This is a genomic window from Kitasatospora sp. NBC_01266 (assembly GCF_036242395.1).
Lineage (GTDB): Bacteria > Actinomycetota > Actinomycetes > Streptomycetales > Streptomycetaceae > Kitasatospora.
In genome coordinates this window covers 6,250,316-6,268,330 of sequence record NZ_CP108458.1, presented here as the reverse complement: position 1 = coordinate 6,268,330, position 18,015 = coordinate 6,250,316, and the positions used below count along the sequence as shown (strand labels likewise).

Sequence of the window (18,015 nt, the reverse complement as noted above, 5' to 3'; positions counted from 1 at the left end):
CACCCACCCTCAACACCCCAACAGGGCGCCTCGCATGGGACCGGCACTGAGACAACGATTACTCGTTCCCTCAGGACCCAACAACGTGCCCGACACACCAGATCAACCGAAACCGTTCCACGCCGAAGCAGTACTAGGAGACAACCAACCCTGTGTGCCGAATAGTCAACGTTCCACCCATGAGCAACCGTGCGAGACATTCGCTCGCAACCGGCCATGTGCTCCTTAGAAAGGAGGTGATCCAGCCGCACCTTCCGGTACGGCTACCTTGTTACGACTTCGTCCCAATCGCTGGTCCCACCTTCGACGGCTCCCTCCCAAGGGTTAGGCCACCGGCTTCGGGTGTTACCGACTTTCGTGACGTGACGGGCGGTGTGTACAAGGCCCGGGAACGTATTCACCGCAGCATGCTGATCTGCGATTACTAGCAACTCCAACTTCATGGGGTCGAGTTGCAGACCCCAATCCGAACTGAGGCCGGCTTTTTGGGATTCGCTCCACCTCACGGTATCGCAGCCCTTTGTACCGACCATTGTAGCACGTGTGCAGCCCAAGACATAAGGGGCATGATGATTTGACGTCGTCCCCACCTTCCTCCGAGTTGACCCCGGCAGTCTCCTGTGAGTCCCCATCACCCCGAAAGGCATGCTGGCAACACAGAACAAGGGTTGCGCTCGTTGCGGGACTTAACCCAACATCTCACGACACGAGCTGACGACAACCATGCACCACCTGTATACCGACCACAAGGGGGCGCCCATCTCTGAACGTTTCCGGTATATGTCAAGCCTTGGTAAGGTTCTTCGCGTTGCGTCGAATTAAGCCACATGCTCCGCTGCTTGTGCGGGCCCCCGTCAATTCCTTTGAGTTTTAGCCTTGCGGCCGTACTCCCCAGGCGGGGAACTTAATGCGTTAGCTGCGGCACCGACGACGTGGAATGTCGCCAACACCTAGTTCCCAACGTTTACGGCGTGGACTACCAGGGTATCTAATCCTGTTCGCTCCCCACGCTTTCGCTCCTCAGCGTCAGTAATGGCCCAGAGATCCGCCTTCGCCACCGGTGTTCCTCCTGATATCTGCGCATTTCACCGCTACACCAGGAATTCCGATCTCCCCTACCACACTCTAGCCTGCCCGTATCGAATGCAGACCCGGGGTTAAGCCCCGGGCTTTCACATCCGACGCGACAGGCCGCCTACGAGCTCTTTACGCCCAATAATTCCGGACAACGCTCGCACCCTACGTATTACCGCGGCTGCTGGCACGTAGTTAGCCGGTGCTTCTTCTGCAGGTACCGTCACTTGCGCTTCTTCCCTGCTGAAAGAGGTTTACAACCCGAAGGCCGTCATCCCTCACGCGGCGTCGCTGCATCAGGCTTTCGCCCATTGTGCAATATTCCCCACTGCTGCCTCCCGTAGGAGTCTGGGCCGTGTCTCAGTCCCAGTGTGGCCGGTCGCCCTCTCAGGCCGGCTACCCGTCGTCGCCTTGGTAGGCCATTACCCCACCAACAAGCTGATAGGCCGCGGGCTCATCCTGCACCGCCGGAGCTTTACACCAACCCCCATGCGGAGGAAGGTCATATCCGGTATTAGACCCCGTTTCCAGGGCTTGTCCCAGAGTGCAGGGCAGATTGCCCACGTGTTACTCACCCGTTCGCCACTGATCCACCCCGAAGGGCTTCACCGTTCGACTTGCATGTGTTAAGCACGCCGCCAGCGTTCGTCCTGAGCCAGGATCAAACTCTCCGTGAATGTTTTCCCGTAATCGGGTCGACACCCGCGTTGAGCGGCACGACAACCACCGGAATAGGGTGACCTCGTGCACTGCGTCCTCGCTAGTGTTTTACTTCAAAAGGAATCTCCAACCCCGATCAAACGATCGAGGCCGGGGATGTCAACATATCTGGCGTTGACTTTTGGCACGCTGTTGAGTTCTCAAGGAACGGACGCTTCCTTCAAGCCGCTCTCGCAAGCTCTCCGGGCGCTTCGTTCTTTCGTGTTTCCAGCTTATCAGATCCGGCTCAGTGCCTTTTCCGACTTCCTGGCTGGCCAGGTCCGCCTTTTCTGCGGCGACCGCCACTCTACCGTATTTCCGGACATGGTCCGGACCACACAAATTCCGAGAGGATTAAGCGAGGCTGTAAATCAGTAAATGTGATGGTCGCTCCGAACGGGTTCGGGCCGGCCTTTCGGCTGCCCCTTGCGTCCGTCCGGTTCAGGCGACTCGGTCTACATTAGGCCAGTCAGGCGGTCGCGTCAAACACTGAGGGGCCAGATCTGACTGGATCTGGCCCCTCATGACGGTTCTCGCAGCTCAAGTAGCGTGCGTTTCAAGCCACCTGATCTGCTTCCAGCACCTCCTCAGGTGACGGAGGATCAGCTTTCGAGCTCAACGGCGGCGAGATTCCGCTTCCCGCGGCGGAGCACCAGCCAGCGACCGTGCAGCACATCGGCCACCGTCGGCACGGCGTCCTCGTCGGCCACCTTGGTGTTGTTGAGGTACGCCCCGCCCTCCTTGAGCGTGCGGCGGGCGGCCGAGCGGCTGGGGGCCAGGCCGACCGCGACCAGCAGGTCGGCGATCGGTGCCAGCTCCGTCACCGTTGCCTTGGGCACCTCGCTCAGGGCGGAGGCCAGCGTCTCCGGCTCCAGGTCGGCGAGGTCGCCCTGGCCGAACAGGGCCTTGGAGGCGGCGACCACCCGGGAGAGCTGCTCGGCGCCGTGGACCAGGGTGGTGAGCTCCTCGGCCAACGCGCGCTGGGCGAGCCGGGCCTGCGGGCGCTCGGTGGTCGCCAGCTCCAGTTCCTCGATCTCCTGCTTCGAGCGGAAGCTGAAGATCCTCAGGAAGTTGGAGACGTCACGGTCGTCCGCGTTCAGCCAGAACTGGTAGAAGGCGTACGGCGTGGTGAGCTCGGGGTCGAGCCAGATCGTGCCGCTCTCCGTCTTGCCGAACTTGGTGCCGTCCGCCTTGACGATCAGCGGGGTGGCCAGCGCGTGCACGGACTTGCCGTCGGCCTTGCGGATCAGCTCGCTGCCGGCCGTCAGGTTGCCCCACTGGTCGCTGCCGCCGGTCTGCAGGGTGCAGCCGTAGCGGCGGTTGAGCTCCAGGAAGTCGTTGCCCTGCAGGATCTGGTAGCTGAACTCGGTGTAGCTGATGCCCGCCTCGGAGTTGAGCCGCCGGGCGACAGCCTCCTTGGCGATCATGCTGTTGACCCGGAAGTACTTGCCGATGTCGCGCAGCAGGCTGATCGCGGACAGCTCGGAGGTCCAGTCCAGGTTGTTGACGATGCGGGCGGCGAAGTCACCCTCGAAGTCGAGGTAGCGCTCGACCTGGCCGCGCACCCGGTCCACCCAGCCGGCCACCGTCTCGGGGGCGTTGAGCACCCGCTCGGCGGTCGGCTTGGGGTCGCCGATCAGGCCCGTCGCGCCGCCGACCAGACCGAGCGGGAAGTTCCCGGCGTTCTGGATCCGGCGCATGGTGAGCAGCTGCACCAGGTTGCCGAGGTGCAGGCTCGGCGCGGTCGGGTCGAAACCGCAATAGAAGGTGACCGGGCCGTCCGCGAACGCCTTGCGCAATGCGTCCTCGTCGGTGGACAGGGCGATCAGCCCACGCCACCGCAGCTCGTCGACGATGTCCGTCACGGTCACGCTTCTCCTCGGTCGGGCCGGGTCGCCGCTGGTGGCAGATCCGGCGATCAGGTTTCGTCAGGCTCCAGCGTGTCTGAGAGTACGCGGTTCGCGCTAGGCGGTTTTACCCAACGACCGGCGGCGCGGGGTGTGTGCCCGGTACGGGCTGACGGACGGCTCGCCGTCGATCCAGAACCGCCAGGGAGTGTCGGCGGCGGTGGAGACCCCGGTCCGCGGGCCGCTGCGGATCAGCTCGGCCGCCGGCGGGGCCCCGGGCAGCAGGCGGAAGACGGGTCCGTCGACCACGTCCTCGCCGTCCTGGCTCCGGTCCACGCCGAGTGCCATGGCCAGGCGGGCCGGGCCCCGGGCGAGATCGTGGTCGCGGCGGCTGGTGGGGCGGCGCCTGCGGGCCTGCTCCACTCCCCCGGTCACCTCGCCGGCCCGGAGCAGGACTCCGCCGGGGTGCAGCGCGGGACCGCAGACCAGGTTCAGGCAGTAGTGCATGCCGTAGGTGAAGTAGACGTACGCGTGGCCGGGCGGGCCGAACATCACGGCGTTGCGTGCGGTGGGCCCGCGGAAGGCGTGCGAGGCGGGGTCGTCCGGGCCCATGTAGGCCTCGACCTCGGTCAGCCGCAGTTCGACGGTGCCGGTGGGCAGGGCGCAGCGCAGCCGACGACCGAGCAGGTCGGGGGCCACCTCGGTGGCGGGCCGGTCGAAGAACGGGCGCGGCAGCGGCACGACCGGCTCGCTGGACGGGTCGTCGGGCAGGTCGGTGGGCGCGTCGGTAGGCACGGGGCCGAGCGTAGCCCGGGTCCGGGCAGCGCCCCGTACGCGGGTGGAGGTGGCCGCTGAGCGGGGGAAATTCCGTTGTCGGGCAAGGGTCTTGGCGGTCAGAGTGGTCGGGTCCGCCACGGCGGCGGCGATGGCCTGGAAGGTGTCCGGTATGCGCAACACGCTGGTGCTGAACGCGAGCTACGAGCCCCTGTCGACGGTGTCGCTGCAGCGTGCCGTGGTGCTGGTACTCCAGGACAAGGCCGTGGTGGAGCAGGCCCATCCGCTGCGCGTGATGCGGGCCACCGGCATGTCGGTACCGGTGCCCCGGGTGATCAGACTCCAGCGGTACGTACGGGTGCCGTTCCGACAACGGGCGCCGTGGTCGCGGCGGGGGGTGCTGGTCCGGGACCAGCACGTGTGCGCCTACTGCGGGCGGCGGGCGACCACGGTGGACCACCTGGTCCCGAGGTCGCGCGGCGGCGCCGACAGCTGGCTGAACACGGTGGCCGCGTGCGCCGAGGACAACCAGCGCAAGGCCGACCGGACGCCCGAGCAGGCCGGGATGGCCCTGCTGCGTCGGCCCTTCGAGCCGACGCCGGAGGCCTCGCTGATGCTGGCGCTGGGTCTGCGGGCCGGGGAGGCGGGCGAGTTGGCCGCCTGGCTGCCGCGCGCGGCACCGTCGGCCGGCAACCCGGCGGGCAGCACCGGGCGCGCGGCCGCGGGCGGGGCGGTTGCCGTGGCCTGAGCCGGGCGCGGTGCCGCCGGTGCGCCGAGGCGACACAAGAGCGGCGGTGCGCCTCGGGTCAGCCCTTGGCCTGGTAGGCGCTCGCGGTGCCGAAGATGGCCGAGTGGCCGGGCACGGCGATCACCCGGTCGTTGCCGATCAGCACCCGGCCCGAGGTGAGCAGCGAGCCGGTGCTGTGCGGGAAGCCGCCGCCGACGCTCTCCTGGCCGATCGTCAGGGCGAAGCGGCTCAGGTGGGCGGGCTGGTCGAGGCGCTCCTCGGCGGCCAGCACCAGGGAGCCGCCGTCCAGACCGATCGCCGCCACCGCGCCCTTCTCGCTGACGGCGGTGTGCCAGAGCTGCTTCCCGCTGCTCAGGTCGTAGGCGACCACCGAGGTCGGGCCGCCGGGCGCGGCCATCGTGGTGACCATGGTGTGGTCCTGGAAGAAGACGCCCGGCAACGGGTCGAAGCTGCCCTGGTCGACGTCCAGCCGACCGCCACCGCTCGGGTCGGTGACCGGGATGACGACGGCCGGGTCACCGTTCTGGCCCCAGGCGAGCACCTTGTCGTCGGTCGGCTGGTCACCGGTGGTGAGCATCACGGCCGGCTCGGTGGAGAGCACGGTGGTGGTCTTCGGCTGGGTCGGCAGGCCCTTGGCCCAGAGCACCTTGCCGTCGGCCGCGCCCAGGGCGACGGCCTGGTCGCCGGGGCTGCTGTCGACACAGGCGCTGTGCACCAGCACGGTGGCGCCCGAGGCGCTGCCGGAGAGCGTGCAGTACTTGCCCTGCCCGGCGTACTGCCACGCGTCCTGGCCGTTGGCGGCCGACCAGGCGCTCACCTTGTCGTCACCGACCGCGATCACCTTGTCCTCGGTGACGGCGACCTGGGCCGCGTACGGGTTGGCGGTGGAGAGCGGCTTGGTCCAGGCGACCTTGCCGGCCTTGGTGTCGACGGCGGCGAGCAGCGCGCAGGGGCTCTTCGGGTCGGCCTGGGTGTGGAAGAGCACGCCGCCGATGCCGGCGGAGTTGACGGTGGGCGACAGGTCGCAGGGGGTGACGCCGGCGGTCGGGGCGTCGAGGTTCCAGGTGGGCTTGCCGGTCGCCAGGTCGTAGGCGTGCACGCCGCTGCCGTCGGCGCGGACCACGGCGGTGGGGAGCAGCCAGCTGCCGACCAGGGTGTCATCGGTGCCGGCCGCCGGGGCGGCGGCGGGCTGGGCGGCCCAGATCTTGTTGTGGGCGACCGCGAAACCGGGGTCGGCGACGGGGGCCGCGGGGGCCGCGTGGTGGCTGTCGCTGCCGCTGGTGGCGACCACCCCGGCGGTGACCAGGACGCCGAGGGCCGCGACGCCGGCGGCCACCCGGATCAGCAGGGTCCGGCCACCAGGGGCGCCTTCGGTGGCGAGCACCGCGCCGAGCGCGCCCTGGGCGGCGGTGCGGGCACGGTCCAGCAGCGAGCCGGCGGCGCCGGACCCGGCGGGGGCTGAGCTGGCGCTGGAGCCGCGCCGGGAGCGGGGGGTGGCGGCCGGCTCGGCCTCGGCGGCGGGGTCGACGGCCGGGTCGGCGTCGGCGTCGCTCTCGGACGCCGCGGCGTCAGGGTCGGCTGACGAGTCTTCAGCGGCGGCGGCATCGGCCTCGTCGCCGGGCGCCTGGGCCGGCACGGCCGGCATGGTGGCCGTGCCGTACGGGTCGGCGTAGGGCGGCTGCTCGGGCGCCGTCGGATAGGCCCCCGTGGCGTCGGTCTGGTAGCCGAACTCGGCCGTCGCCTGGTACTGCGGCTGGTCCGGCCACTGCCAGGGCTGCTGCTCGCCGGGGTACGCCGGGTCGGCGGGGTAGGCCTGGTCAGCGGGGTAGGCCTGCTCGCCCGGGTACGCCTGCTGCTGCGGATAGGCCGGCGAGTGCGGCGGCTGCTGCGGCGGCTCGCCATAGGGCTGCTGCTCGGTCGGGTACCAGGTCTGCTGGTAGTCGTACCCGGCGGGATCCGGCCCGCCGCCCTCCCGGGGGTACCCCTGGTCGGAGGCTGGGGGATAGTCCTGAGCCATGCGTTCCGTCCGTCCCGACTGCGTACACCGAACGGACAGCATCTCACGCCGCCCCCGCGTGCCCGGGCGGCCCCGGGCACGCGGTTCGGCGGTCGGCACGGTCGGTTCGGTCGGCACGGTCGGTTCGGTCGGTTCGGTCGGTTCGGTCGACGGACCGTCAGGTTCGTTGACCGAACCGTCACCCCTGCTGGTCGAGCGCCTGGTCGATCCTGGCCGCCAGTTGGAGGTCCAGGTCGGTCACGCCGCCCGCGCTGTGGGTGGCGAGCGTGAAGGTCAGGGTGCGCCAGCGGATGTCGATGTCGGGGTGGTGGTTCATCGCCTCGGCCGCCTCGGCGACCGCCACGACCACGCGGATCGCGGCCGGGAAGTCGGTGGCCTCGGCGGTCCGGGTGATCGCCTCGCCCTGCCGGCGCCAGCCGGTCAGTCGGGCCAGTCCGGCGGTGATCTGGTCCTCGGTGAGGAGGGGGCTGCTGCTCATCGCGTCGCTCCAGGTCAGGTGGATCCCCCCGGAGCAACCGATGCTAGCGACTGACCAGGCGTCAGGTCAGCAGCAGCTTGGTCACGGCGGCCAGGCCGACCACCACGATCAGCCCGCGCAGCGCGGTCGGTGGCAGCCTGCGGCCGACCTTGGCGCCGATCAGGCCGCCGAGCGCCGAGCCGACCGCGATCAGCAGGGCCGCCAGCCAGTCCATCGAGGCGGTGAACATGAAGAAGATCGCGGCGACGCCGTTGACGATCAGTGCGAGCACGTTCTTGACCGCGTTCATCCGCTGCAGCTCGTCGCGGAGCAGCATGCCCATCAGCGCGAGCATCAGCACACCCTGCGCGGCGCCGAAGTAGCCGCCGTAGACGGCGGAGCAGAAGATCCCGGCGACCAGCAGCGGGCTGCCGTCCGGGTGCGTGGGCTTGCCGCCGCGCGCGGCCACCGCGCGGGCCACCCGGGGTTGGATCACCACCAGGACCAGGGCCAGCAGGATCAGCACCGGCACGATGGCGTCGAAGGCCTTGCTGGGCAGCTTGGTGAGCAGGAAGGCGCCGAGCAGGCCGCCGAGCAGCGCGGCGACGCCGAGCCGGATCAGCCGGCCCTTCTGGTCGGTGAGTTCGCGCCGGTAGCCGATCGCGCCGCTGACCGAACCGGGCACCAGGCCCAGCGTGTTGGAGACGTTCGCGGTGACCGGGGGCAGCCCGATCGCCAGCAGGACCGGGAACGTGATCAGCGTTCCCGATCCCACGATGACATTGATGGTGCCCGCACCCATGCCGGCGGCGAAGACCGCCAGCCCTTCCCATGGAGTCATTGACTCGTCCCTACTCTCGCGTGTCCGCCCCCATGAGGGTGGCGGCGTTCGCGATCATGCCGGACGGTGGGCCGAGCGCCTAGCAAGTTCCATGATGAGAGACGGGACCTGAGACGACCCGGTGACCGGGGCCGGGGCCGGTCACCCGAGGCACGTCACTCCGGATCGATCTGCGGGTACTCCCGGGTCGGGTTGACCCGGGGGCGGGCCGCACCGGTCTGGTCGGTGTCCACCGGGCGCGGCCCGTTGGCCGGACCCACCGGGCGGCTGCCGTTGCCGTCCGCCACCGGCTGCTTGGTCAGGCTCGGGCCGACGCTCGGCCCCGCACCCTGCCCGCCGCCCTGCCCGGCCATCCCGCCGAAGGCGCCGCCGAGGCCCTTGAGCGCGTCGCCCACCTCGCTCGGGATGATCCAGAGCTTGTTGGAGTCGCCCTGGGCGAGCTGCGGCAGCGTCTGCAGGTACTGGTAGGCGAGCAGCTTCTGGTCCGCGTCACCGTCGTGGATCGCCTCGAAGACGGTGCGGATCGCCGCCGCCTCACCGTCGGCCTTGAGCACCGCGGCCTGCGCCTCACCTTCGGCGCTGAGCACCGCGGCCTGCTTCTCACCCTCGGCGCGCAGGATCGCCGCCTGCCGCTGGCCCTCGGCGGTGAGCACGGCCGCGCGCTTGTCCCGCTCGGCGCGCATCTGCTTCTCCATCGAGTCCTGGATGGAGGTCGGCGGCTCGATCGCCTTCAGCTCGACCCGGTTGACCCGGATCCCCCACTTGCCGGTCGCCTCGTCCAGCACCCCGCGCAGCCCGGCGTTGATCACCTCACGGGAGGTCAGGGTGGACTCCAGGTCCATCGAACCGATGATGTTGCGCAGCGTGGTGACGGTGAGCTGCTCGATGGCCTGGATGAAGCTGGCCACCTCGTAGGTGGCCGCCCGGGCGTCGGTCACCTGGTAGTAGATGACGGTGTCGATGTTCACCACCAGGTTGTCCTGGGTGATCACCGGCTGCGGCGGGAACGGGACGACCTGCTCGCGCAGGTCGATCCGGTTGCGGATGGTGTCGATGAACGGCACCACGATGTTGAGGCCCGCGTTGAGCGTGCGGGTGTATCGGCCGAACCGCTCCACGATCGCCGCACTCGCCTGCGGGATCACCTGGATCGTCCGGATCAGCGCGATGAACGCCACCACAACCAGAACGATCAGCACGATGAGGACGGGTTCCACAGTGTCTCCCCTGGACAACCTGCATGACTCGGACGACTGGCGGGCCGGGACGGCCGGCTAGTCGACCAGGGCGGTCGCGCCCTGGATTTCGACGACATCCACCTGCTGGCCGGGCTCGTAGACGCGGTCCGGGTGCAGTGCCCGGGCCGACCAGATCTCGCCGTTGAGCTTGATCCGCCCGCCTTCGTGGTCCACCCGCTCCTGCACGGTCGCCCGAGCCCCCTGCAGTGCCTCGATCCCCATCCGGACCCGCGGCCCCCGGTCGAGCTTGCGATAGACGATCGGTCGGACCGCCACCAGCATGGCGACCGAGACGATCAGGAAAGTGACGAACTGCCAGACCACACCCGCCCCGACGCCGGCGGCGATCGCGGCGCCGACGGCGCCGAGCGCGAACAGCCCGAACTCCGGCAGCACCGTGATCACCAGCGGTATGCCCAGAACGACGGCGACCAGCAGCCACCACACCCAGCTGTCCACAGGCCCATCCTAGGGAGGAAACGAGGTCAGGAGGGTGGGTTCCCGCAGGTGGACGGGCGGAAACCGGTCAGGCGTTCTGACCGGTTCCCAGCAGTCGGCCACGCGGTCGCACGAGCCGTCGCGCGCGGGCTCAGCCGAGCGGCAGGCCCTGGGCCGACCAGCGGTCACCGTGGCGCTCCAGGGTGAGCGGCAGGCCGAAGCAGAGCGAGAGGTTGCGCGCCGTCAGCTCGGTGTCGATCGGGCCGGCCGCCAGCACCTTGCCCTGACGGATCATCAGGACGTGGGTGAAGCCGGGCGCGATCTCCTCGACGTGGTGGGTGACCATCGCCATCGCGGGCGCGTAGGCGTCCTGGGCCAGCGCGCCGAGCCGGCGCACCAGGTCCTCGCGGCCGCCGAGGTCCAGGCCCGCGGCGGGCTCGTCGAGCAGCAGCAGCTCGGGGTCGATCATCAGGGCGCGGGCGATCAGGGTGCGCTTGCGCTCGCCCTCGGAGAGGGTGCCGAAGCTGCGGTTCTCGTAGCCGCCCATGCCGAGCCGGTCGAGCAGCAGCAGGGCCCGCGAGGTGTCGGTGGTCTCGTAGGTCTCCTGCCAGGTGGCGGTCATGCCGTAGGCGGCGGTCAGCACGGTCTGCAGCACCGTCTGCTGGCGCGGGATGCGCTCCAGCATCGAGGCGCCGGCCAGGCCGATCCGCTGGCGCAGCTCGAAGACGTCGACCGCGCCGAGCTTCTCGCCGAGCACCGCGACCGTGCCGCTGGTGGGGTGCAGGTAGCTGGCGACGACCTGGAGCAGCGTGGTCTTGCCGGCACCGTTGGGCCCGAGGATCACCCAGCGCTCGCCCTCGGCGATGGACCAGGAGACCTGGCTGATCAGCGCCCGGCCATCACGGACCACGGAAACGTCAACCAGCTCCAGCACGTCGCTCATGCCTAACGCCTTCCCCATTACTGATTCTTCGGCCGTCCGGGGCCCTGCGCAGCGGGGTCCTGCGCGTAGGAGACCTCGGGGTGCGGTCCACTCATGTCGACAAGTCGGTGCCGGCGGGCAGCCTACTCCGCCGGCCGGGTGGGCAGGGAGGGAGTGCGGCTGCTCGCAGCACAGGCCAAACCTACGCCACGCGGGTGGCCGCGTTGTCCGTAGGCTGGCGGGATGCCGCTGACTCCTGCCCAGAATCCGTCCGTCGATCCCTTCGCCGAGCCGCGATCCGCGCGGCTGACCGCCTGGGGCAACTCGATGCTGGCCGGTTTCGCGCCGCCCGACCACGTGGTGGAGGAGGTGGTCGGCGAGGACGAGAGACACCGGGTGGTCGGGCTGCCCGGGGACGCCGAGGGCGAGCAGCACGGGCTGACCTGGGCGCTCGGGCGGCTGCGGGTACTCGGCGTCAAGGGGCTGCGGCTGGCGCTGCCGTCCGAGGGGCACCTGCTGGGGCTGACCGGCCCGGCCGCGTTCAACGGCGCGGCGCTGGCGGTGGGCGAGGCGGTGCTGGCGGTCGGGGTGCCGATCGGCTTCGTCCCCGAGATCGAGGTGTACGGGCCGCCCGGCGACCAGTCGGCCATCGTGCTGTGGCGCTGCCACGAGGTGCGCGAGGCGCCACCGGCCGACGTCCCCTCGCTGCACGAGGCCGAGCGCGAGCTGGCGGACGGGCTGCGCGAGGCGACCGTGCTGCTCGCCCGGCTGGACGTGGCCGGGGCCGGTCCGGAGGCCTTGCGGGCCCTGGAGCAGTACCGCGCCCGCGGGCACAGCAAGCTGCTGGCCCCCGGCTACCCGCCGCGCGCGGTACGGGTGCTGGAGTCGGCGCGGCAGGTGTCGGCGCTGCTGGCGATCGCCGCCGGGAGCCACGGCGCGGCGGTGAGCGCCGGGGAGATGGCGGCCCGGGCGACGGTGCTGACGCCGCTGCGGCGGATGGCGCGGCGGGCGCAGGTGGCGGCGTACAACGCGCTGGTGGACGAGCGCGGCTGACCGCGCTGCGCCGGATCGCCGCGCTTAGCCGGATCGCAGCGCTATGCCAGGTCGCCGTGCCGGACCGCCCACAGGGCGGCCTGGGTCCGGTCGGCCAGGTCAAGTTTCATCAGGATGTTGGAGACATGTGTCTTGACCGTCTTCTCGGAGAGGTTGAGGCTGCGGGCGATCTCCCGGTTGGAGCGGCCGTCGGCGATGTGGCCGAGCACCTCGCGCTCGCGCTCCGTCAGGCTCCCGCCCCGGCCCTGCGGAGCACGCGGGGCGTCGTCGGCGAGCAGCGCCCCGGCCAACTCGGGCTGGAGCAGGACGTGGCCGGCGTGCACCGAGCGGATCGCGCCGGCCAGCGCCTCCGGGTCGACGTCCTTGTAGACGTACCCGGCGGCGCCCGCGCGCAGCGCCGGGACCACGGTGCGGTGCTCGGTGAAGCTGGTGACGATCAGCACCCGGGCCGGATTGCCCTCGGCCTTGAGCCGCTTGAGCGCCTCCAGGCCGTCCACGCCGGGCATCTTGAGGTCCATCAGGACCACGTGCGGGGCGAGTTCCTGAGCCTTCGCCACGCCCTCGGCGCCGTCGGCGGCCTCCCCGACCACCTCGATGTCGTCCTGGACCTCCAGGAAGGTGCGCAGGCCGCGGCGGACCACCTGGTGGTCGTCGACCAGCAGGACGCGGATGGGTGTGGAGTGGCTCTCAGGCACCGGGGACCTCCAGTTCGATGACCGTGCCGCGCCCTGCGGACGAGGTCAGGGTGAGTCGGCCGCCGACGCTCTGCGCGCGGTCGCGCATCGAGACCAGGCCGAGGTGGCGCCCGGCCTCGCGGACCGCGTCCGGGTCGAAGCCGCGGCCGTCGTCGGTGACGGTGAGCCGGGCGCCGCGGGTGTCGGTGCCGCACAGCGACACCCGGACGCTGGTCGGCTCGGCGTGCCGCAGCGCGTTGTGCAGCGCCTCCTGGGCGATCCGCAGCACGGCGGCCTCCTGGGCGGGCGGCAGGGTGCGCACGCCGCCGTCGGACTCGAAGGCGACGGCGGCGCTGTGCGCCCGGTCCAGCACCTGCACCTGCGAGGCCAGGGTGGCCACCAGCCCGTCCTCGTCCAGCGCCGCCGGCCGCAGCTCGACGACCACGGCGCGCAGTTCGTCGGCCGCCTCGGCCGCGAGCCGGGCGACTTCGGCGAGTTCGGTGCGGGCCCGGGCCGGATCGCGGTCCAGCAGTTTGGCGGCGGCCTTGGCGGTCAGCCGCAGGCTGAACAGCTTCTGCGAGACGGCGTCGTGCAGGTCGTGCGCGATCCGGGCCCGCTCACCGGCCAGGGTCAGCTCGCGGCTGCGCTCGTAGAGGCGGGCGTTGGCCAGCGCGATCGAGGCGTGCGCGGCCAGGATCCGCAGCAGCCGCTCGTCGTGGTCGGTGAAGCCACCGGCCTTGTTGGCCAGGAAGATCGCGCCGAGGATCTCGTCGTTGTCGATGATCGGCATCCCGAGGAAGTCGGTCAGCTCGGGGTGCGCCTCGGGCCAGCCCTCGAAGGCGGGTGCCTTGCGGACGTCGGCGAGCCGGGTGGGCGCCGCGTCGTGCAGCATCGTGGCGAGCACGCCGTGCTGGCGCGGCAGCGGCCCGATCGCCTGCCACTGCTCGTCGCTCACCCCGTCCACCACGAACTGGGCGAACCCGCCGTGGTCGTCGGGGACCCCGAGGGCGGCGTACTCCGCGCCCAGCAGCGAGCGGGCGGAGGCGGTGATGCGGCGCAGCACCTCGCGCACCTCGAGGTGGGCGCTCATCGCGATGACGGCTTCGCTGACGGCTTCGAGGCCGTCGAGGCAGCCGTCGTCGAGCGAGCCGGTGCTGGTCAGGCCGTCTTCGGTGGGCGGGTGGTGCGAAGTCCCCATGCCGCCCACGCTACCGCCGTGGCCTGCCGTGAGCCTGGGGCCGGGGACGGGGCGGGGGTAGGACGGGAGGCGTAGGTCTGTGGGCCACCGGGCTTCGGGTCCGCCCGGCGTGGTCAGGTCGGCCGGGTCGACTTTCCCGTACTGACGGTTCGTCAGATCAGGGCGGATTATGGCATTCCATCGCAATCCCGGGATGCCGTGCATACCCTGATCAGTACTCGGAGAGGCACGGAGCGTAAGCGGACGTTTACGCAGGCGGGCGGTGGTCGCGGTGACGATGACAGGCCAAGGGGACGAGACGGGGACGGGCGCCGTTCCGCCGATCCCCGAACAGCCGATGCAGCCGGAGGAGGAGGGGCCGGACGAGATCCAGCAGTTCTTCACCACCCTCGGCAAGCAGTTGAAGCTGCTGCGGGAGAGGGCGGGGCTGACCCAGAAGGAGCTGGCCGACCAGCTCGGGTACAGCGAGGACCTGATCTCCTCGGTGGAGCGTGGGCGGCGCAACGTGCAGCCGGAGTTGCTGGAGGCGGCGGACAAACTGCTGAACGCGGGCGGGTTGCTGAAGGCGGCCGTCGAGGACGTGAAGAAGGCCAAGGCGATGGCCAAGGAGCGGGTGAAACACCCGGCGTTCTTCCGGGACTTCACGCTCTTGGAGCCGACGGCGGTGGAGCTGAGCTACTACAGCACCATGGCTGTCCCGGGCCTGTTGCAGACGCCTGAGTACGCCCGCCATGTGTTCTCCGCTGGTAGGCCGTTGCTCGACGAGGCCGCTGTCGAGCAGCGGTTGGCGGCCCGACTGTCGCGCCAGGAGATCCTCACCAAGAAGTGGCCGCCGCCAATGGTCAGTTGCATCGTCGAGGAGTCAGTCGTACGACGGCCGATCGGCGGGAGCTCTGTCCAGAAAGGGCAACTGGAGAGCTTGCTGGCGTTCAGCAAGTTGCGCAACGGCGAGCTACAGGTGATGCCGACAGGCTGTCAGGAGCACGCTGGCCTCGACGGTCCCTTCACCCTGCTGACTCCCAAGGGTGGGCCCCAAGTTGCCTACACGGAGGCCCAGCAAGTCGGGCGCCTGGTCACCGGCTACGAAGAGGTCCGTCTTCTCTCGGCGATTTATGGGACGATGCGATCGCAGGCGCTCACACCTCGGGAATCACAGGCCCTGATCGAGAAGATGCTGGGAGAACTATGAAGAGCGAAGCGTCCGAACTCGCCTGGTTCAAGAGCAGCTACAGCGGTCCCCAGGGCGGCGAATGCATCGAGGTGGCCATCGCCTGGCAGAAGAGCAGCTACAGCGGTAGCGAAGGCGGCGAGTGCATCGAGGTCGCCACCACCCCCAGCACGATCCACATCCGCGACTCCAAGGACAAGACCGGCCCCCAGCTCACCGTCACCCCCCAGAGCTGGGCCGCCTTCCTGGACCTCGCCACCCGCCTCTGACGCGGCGCCCGAGCACACAGCGGCCCAGGCGACCGCCAAGGATCGCCTGGGCCACCGAGACCTGGCCTAGTTGAAGCGACTCGTGGCGTCCCCCAACCAGCGGGCCAGCGCGGCTTCCAGGCCGGCGGGGTCGCCGGCACCGTCGGCCGAGGCCCAGGCCACGAAGCCGTCGGGACGTACCAGCAGGCCGCTCACCCCGGCGCCGTCCGCGCTGCCCCGGAGCAGCTCCAGACGCCCGGGGTACGACTTGGCCAGGGCTGCCAGCTGGTCGTCGCCGGCGAGGTCGACGAGCAGGGCCCGGCCGTGGTGGGTGTGGTCGGCGAGCCGGGTGCCGTCGTCGAGCCGGAGGTCGGGCATGGTCGCGCCGACCAGCGGGTGGCCGTTCCCCAGGTCGTACTGCTGCCACAGGCCGGAGATCCGCTTCACGTAGTAGGTCGCCCCGTCCCGGGTGCCGAGGAAGTCGGTGACCACACTCCTGAGGGCGCTGCTGTTGGCATCGCCGCGCATCACGGCCACCTGCGCGCGGGTCCAGTCGAGCACCCAGGCGCCGATCGGGTGGCGTTCGCTGGTGTAGGTGTCGAGCAGGCCTTCGGGCGCCCACCCCTGGACGGTGGCAGCGAGCTTCCAGCCCAGGTTGACGGCGTCGCCGATGCCCAGGTTCAGGCCCTGGCCGCTGAAGGGCGAGTGCACGTGGGCGGCGTCGCCGCACAGCAGTACCCGACCGCGCCGGTAGGTCGTCGCCTGCCGGGCGTTGTCCGTGAAGCGGGTGCCGAAGGTGACCTCGGGGACGCGGACGTCGGCGCCGCTGACGCGCCGCAGACTGGCCTCCATCTCGGCCGCGGTGACCGGTGCCTCCCGGTCCGCCGGGGGACCGTCCAACTCCACGGTGCGCACCTGGCCCGGCTTGGGCCCGTAGACGTAGACGCCGGTGGGGGTGTGCTGCCAGCCCTGCCCCAGGTGCTCCGCCCCCACCACCGTGCCCGCCGTGTGCCGGACCGTGATCTCCGGGTCCGTGCCGGGGAACTCGAAGCCCGCTTGGCGGCGGACCTGACTGCGACCTCCGTCGCAGCCGACGAGCCAGGTCGCGCGCACGTCGTCCCCGCCGCGCAGGTGAACGGTGACACCGGCCTCGTCCTCGTCGAATCCGCTCACCGCGACTCCGCGCCGGACCTCGACGCCCAGCCGCGCCGCGCGCTGAGCGAGGATTCGCTCCACCTCGACCTGCGGGACCTGCACGTACCAGGCCGGGCCACGGCCGCGCAGGCTGGGATCCTGCTCGTCGACGCAGTCCGCCGGGACCTGGATCCCACCGAAGTGCCCGACGAAGGGCGGCCGCCGCTGCTCGCCCTGGAACGGTTGGTGCCCCCGCACCGCCTCCACCGCGGGGAGCAGACCGCGCCGCTCGAACGCTTCGGCGGAGGCGGTGTTGATCGCTCCCGCCTTGGGGGCGGTGTCGAGCTCCGTCCGCTCTTCGACGACCAGCACCCGGACCCCCGCCAGCTTCAGTTCGGTGGCGAGCATCAGGCCAACCGGCCCGGCGCCTGCCACGAGCACGTCGTAGTCCGTACGGCTGGTGCCGGTGGTCGGCGTGGTGTTGGTGGACATCCGCTCTTCCTCTCTCTGTTGACGGTTCGTTGGTCGGTCCTGCTTGCCGGGGGCGCCGGGATTCATGGTCACGGTAAGCGGCGGAGGTGCGGCACCGGCTGCGCGAAACCCTCTGGGGCGTTTCAGACTTCGGCCGAGGTGTGCAGCTGCCCGGCGAGGCTGTCGATGGCGACGCTCATGATCGTGGTGTCGAAGATGACGGCGAGCGCACCGATGATCAAGGTGAAGGTCAGGCGCCGCAGGGGCGGGTCGATGCGGTCGGGGTCTGCGGCGGCGGATGGTGACTGAGCACCGTTGGCGTGCATGAACGCATCCCTAAGATACAGAGTTCTATCTTACGAGCGCCAGAGTAGTGCGCTAAAATAAGATAGGCAAGTCTATCTAAGGGGTGTGGATGTCCGAGCGACGCCGCGGAGCGGCACTGGAGAAGGCGCTCCTCGACGCGGCCTGGGGAGAACTCGCGGACAACGGCTACGCCCGGTTCACCATGGACGCCGTCGTCAAGCGCGCGGGCACCAGCCCTCCCGTCCTCTACCGCCGCTGGTCCGACCGCGACGAACTCGTCCGGGCGGCCGTCGTCCACATCCTGAAAGAGTCCATCCTGGACATCCCCGACACGGGAAGCCTGCGGTCGGACGTCCTCACCCTCATGCGGGAGATCAACGCCACCCGGCTCCAACTGGTCACCGTCATGAGCGTGCAGCTGGCGGGCTACTACCAGGAGACCGGAACCCACCCTGGCGAACTGTTCGACCCCCTCGCGACGGGGCGCAAGAAAGCGGTCGACGTGCTCTTCGACCGCGCCGTCGACCGCGGCGAGATCAGACCGGAACTCCTCACCGAACGCATCAAGTCCCTCCCCTTCGACCTGCTGCGCCACGAATTCCTCACGACCTTCGCCGCCGCGCCCGACCACGTCCTCGAAGAGATCATCGACACGATCTTCCTCCCCCTGGTGCGGTGACCGCGGCGGCACCGACTCCGCAGGCCCGC

At 70.2% G+C, this 18,015-nt stretch carries 17 protein-coding genes and 1 rRNA gene; 5 read left to right on the top strand and 13 right to left on the bottom strand.

Features of this window, described 5'->3' with window-relative positions; genetic code table 11:
• Positions 1-229: 229 nt before the first annotated feature.
• From OG403_RS27205 to OG403_RS27195, 3 genes are all read right to left on the bottom strand, one after another.
• Positions 230-1,751 (bottom strand): 16S ribosomal RNA (locus OG403_RS27205).
• Positions 1,752-2,375: 624 nt separating this feature from the next.
• Positions 2,376-3,638 (bottom strand): tyrosine--tRNA ligase, encoded by a 1,263-nt coding sequence (tyrS, locus tag OG403_RS27200; RefSeq protein ID WP_329572594.1) that lies wholly within the window; start codon positions 3,636-3,638, stop codon positions 2,376-2,378.
• A gap of 99 nt (positions 3,639-3,737) precedes the next feature.
• Complete coding sequence (locus OG403_RS27195) at positions 3,738-4,415, bottom strand: DNA-3-methyladenine glycosylase (RefSeq protein WP_329568809.1); 678 nt, start codon at positions 4,413-4,415, stop codon at positions 3,738-3,740.
• 151 nt (positions 4,416-4,566) lie between these two features.
• Here OG403_RS27195 and OG403_RS27190 point away from each other — a divergent pair, with 151 nt between their 5' ends.
• Positions 4,567-5,142 carry an HNH endonuclease gene (locus tag OG403_RS27190; RefSeq protein WP_329568807.1) on the top strand — a complete coding sequence of 192 codons (576 nt, stop codon included), beginning with the start codon at positions 4,567-4,569 and terminating at the stop codon, positions 5,140-5,142.
• A gap of 58 nt (positions 5,143-5,200) precedes the next feature.
• On the opposite strand, the gene OG403_RS27185 is transcribed toward OG403_RS27190, so the two are convergent.
• The 6 genes from OG403_RS27185 to OG403_RS27160 all read right to left on the bottom strand — a co-directional run bounded on the left by OG403_RS27185 (position 5,201) and on the right by OG403_RS27160 (position 11,076).
• Complete coding sequence (locus OG403_RS27185; protein WP_329568805.1) at positions 5,201-7,159, bottom strand: outer membrane protein assembly factor BamB family protein; 1,959 nt, start codon at positions 7,157-7,159, stop codon at positions 5,201-5,203.
• A 178-nt stretch (positions 7,160-7,337) separates the two neighbouring features.
• On the bottom strand, positions 7,338-7,637 hold the full coding sequence (locus OG403_RS27180) for a 4a-hydroxytetrahydrobiopterin dehydratase (RefSeq protein ID WP_329568803.1): 300 nt from the start codon (positions 7,635-7,637) through the stop codon (positions 7,338-7,340).
• 61 nt (positions 7,638-7,698) lie between these two features.
• Positions 7,699-8,457, bottom strand: coding sequence for a sulfite exporter TauE/SafE family protein (locus tag OG403_RS27175; protein ID WP_329568800.1), 759 nt, complete (start codon positions 8,455-8,457; stop codon positions 7,699-7,701).
• A 155-nt stretch (positions 8,458-8,612) separates the two neighbouring features.
• Complete coding sequence (locus tag OG403_RS27170; RefSeq protein ID WP_329568798.1) at positions 8,613-9,674, bottom strand: SPFH domain-containing protein; 1,062 nt, start codon at positions 9,672-9,674, stop codon at positions 8,613-8,615.
• Between the two features lie 57 nt (positions 9,675-9,731).
• A complete protein-coding gene (locus tag OG403_RS27165) occupies positions 9,732-10,154 on the bottom strand; it encodes an NfeD family protein (protein ID WP_329568797.1) in 423 nt (140 codons plus the stop codon).
• Between the two features lie 130 nt (positions 10,155-10,284).
• On the bottom strand, positions 10,285-11,076 hold the full coding sequence (locus OG403_RS27160) for an ABC transporter ATP-binding protein (protein ID WP_329568795.1): 792 nt from the start codon (positions 11,074-11,076) through the stop codon (positions 10,285-10,287).
• A gap of 222 nt (positions 11,077-11,298) precedes the next feature.
• Here OG403_RS27160 and OG403_RS27155 point away from each other — a divergent pair, with 222 nt between their 5' ends.
• On the top strand, positions 11,299-12,108 hold the full coding sequence (locus OG403_RS27155) for a hypothetical protein (protein WP_329568793.1): 810 nt from the start codon (positions 11,299-11,301) through the stop codon (positions 12,106-12,108).
• 41 nt (positions 12,109-12,149) lie between these two features.
• Here OG403_RS27155 and OG403_RS27150 read toward each other — a convergent pair whose 3' ends face one another.
• On the bottom strand, positions 12,150-12,803 hold the full coding sequence (locus OG403_RS27150) for a response regulator transcription factor (protein WP_329568791.1): 654 nt from the start codon (positions 12,801-12,803) through the stop codon (positions 12,150-12,152).
• Positions 12,796-13,872, bottom strand: a complete 1,077-nt coding sequence (locus OG403_RS27145) for a GAF domain-containing sensor histidine kinase (protein ID WP_329572592.1) — start codon at positions 13,870-13,872, stop codon at positions 12,796-12,798. Before OG403_RS27145 ends, OG403_RS27150 begins: the two co-directional genes overlap by 8 nt.
• A 385-nt stretch (positions 13,873-14,257) precedes the next feature.
• On the opposite strand from OG403_RS27145, the gene OG403_RS27140 reads away from it, so the two are divergent.
• On the top strand, positions 14,258-15,169 hold the full coding sequence (locus OG403_RS27140) for a helix-turn-helix domain-containing protein (RefSeq protein WP_442911091.1): 912 nt from the start codon (positions 14,258-14,260) through the stop codon (positions 15,167-15,169).
• Positions 15,166-15,417, top strand: coding sequence for a DUF397 domain-containing protein (locus tag OG403_RS27135; RefSeq protein WP_329568787.1), 252 nt, complete (start codon positions 15,166-15,168; stop codon positions 15,415-15,417). The genes OG403_RS27140 and OG403_RS27135 overlap by 4 nt, the downstream gene beginning before the upstream one ends.
• A gap of 66 nt (positions 15,418-15,483) precedes the next feature.
• Here OG403_RS27135 and OG403_RS27130 read toward each other — a convergent pair whose 3' ends face one another.
• Both OG403_RS27130 and OG403_RS27125 read right to left on the bottom strand, forming a co-directional pair.
• Positions 15,484-17,022 carry an FAD-dependent monooxygenase gene (locus tag OG403_RS27130; protein WP_329568785.1) on the bottom strand — a complete coding sequence of 513 codons (1,539 nt, stop codon included), beginning with the start codon at positions 17,020-17,022 and terminating at the stop codon, positions 15,484-15,486.
• Positions 17,023-17,144: 122 nt separating this feature from the next.
• Positions 17,145-17,327 (bottom strand): hypothetical protein, encoded by a 183-nt coding sequence (locus OG403_RS27125; RefSeq protein WP_329568784.1) that lies wholly within the window; start codon positions 17,325-17,327, stop codon positions 17,145-17,147.
• Between the two features lie 89 nt (positions 17,328-17,416).
• Here OG403_RS27125 and OG403_RS27120 point away from each other — a divergent pair, with 89 nt between their 5' ends.
• Positions 17,417-17,986 carry a TetR/AcrR family transcriptional regulator gene (locus tag OG403_RS27120; protein WP_329568782.1) on the top strand — a complete coding sequence of 190 codons (570 nt, stop codon included), beginning with the start codon at positions 17,417-17,419 and terminating at the stop codon, positions 17,984-17,986.
• The last annotated feature ends 29 nt before the right edge of the window (positions 17,987-18,015 follow it).

Coding starts and splice junctions, on each gene's coding strand:
- OG403_RS27190 (WP_329568807.1), top strand. CDS start 4,567: ATGCGCAACACGCTGGTGCTGAACGCGAGCTACGAGCCCCTGTCGACG.
- OG403_RS27175 (WP_329568800.1), bottom strand. CDS start 8,457: ATGACTCCATGGGAAGGGCTGGCGGTCTTCGCCGCCGGCATGGGTGCG.
- OG403_RS27120 (WP_329568782.1), top strand. CDS start 17,417: ATGTCCGAGCGACGCCGCGGAGCGGCACTGGAGAAGGCGCTCCTCGAC.
- OG403_RS27155 (WP_329568793.1), top strand. CDS start 11,299: ATGCCGCTGACTCCTGCCCAGAATCCGTCCGTCGATCCCTTCGCCGAG.
- OG403_RS27160 (WP_329568795.1), bottom strand. CDS start 11,076: ATGAGCGACGTGCTGGAGCTGGTTGACGTTTCCGTGGTCCGTGATGGC.
- OG403_RS27125 (WP_329568784.1), bottom strand. CDS start 17,327: ATGCACGCCAACGGTGCTCAGTCACCATCCGCCGCCGCAGACCCCGAC.
- OG403_RS27185 (WP_329568805.1), bottom strand. CDS start 7,159: ATGGCTCAGGACTATCCCCCAGCCTCCGACCAGGGGTACCCCCGGGAG.
- OG403_RS27130 (WP_329568785.1), bottom strand. CDS start 17,022: ATGTCCACCAACACCACGCCGACCACCGGCACCAGCCGTACGGACTAC.
- OG403_RS27145 (WP_329572592.1), bottom strand. CDS start 13,872: ATGAGCGCCCACCTCGAGGTGCGCGAGGTGCTGCGCCGCATCACCGCC.
- OG403_RS27140 (WP_442911091.1), top strand. CDS start 14,258: ATGACAGGCCAAGGGGACGAGACGGGGACGGGCGCCGTTCCGCCGATC.
- OG403_RS27135 (WP_329568787.1), top strand. CDS start 15,166: ATGAAGAGCGAAGCGTCCGAACTCGCCTGGTTCAAGAGCAGCTACAGC.
- OG403_RS27180 (WP_329568803.1), bottom strand. CDS start 7,637: ATGAGCAGCAGCCCCCTCCTCACCGAGGACCAGATCACCGCCGGACTG.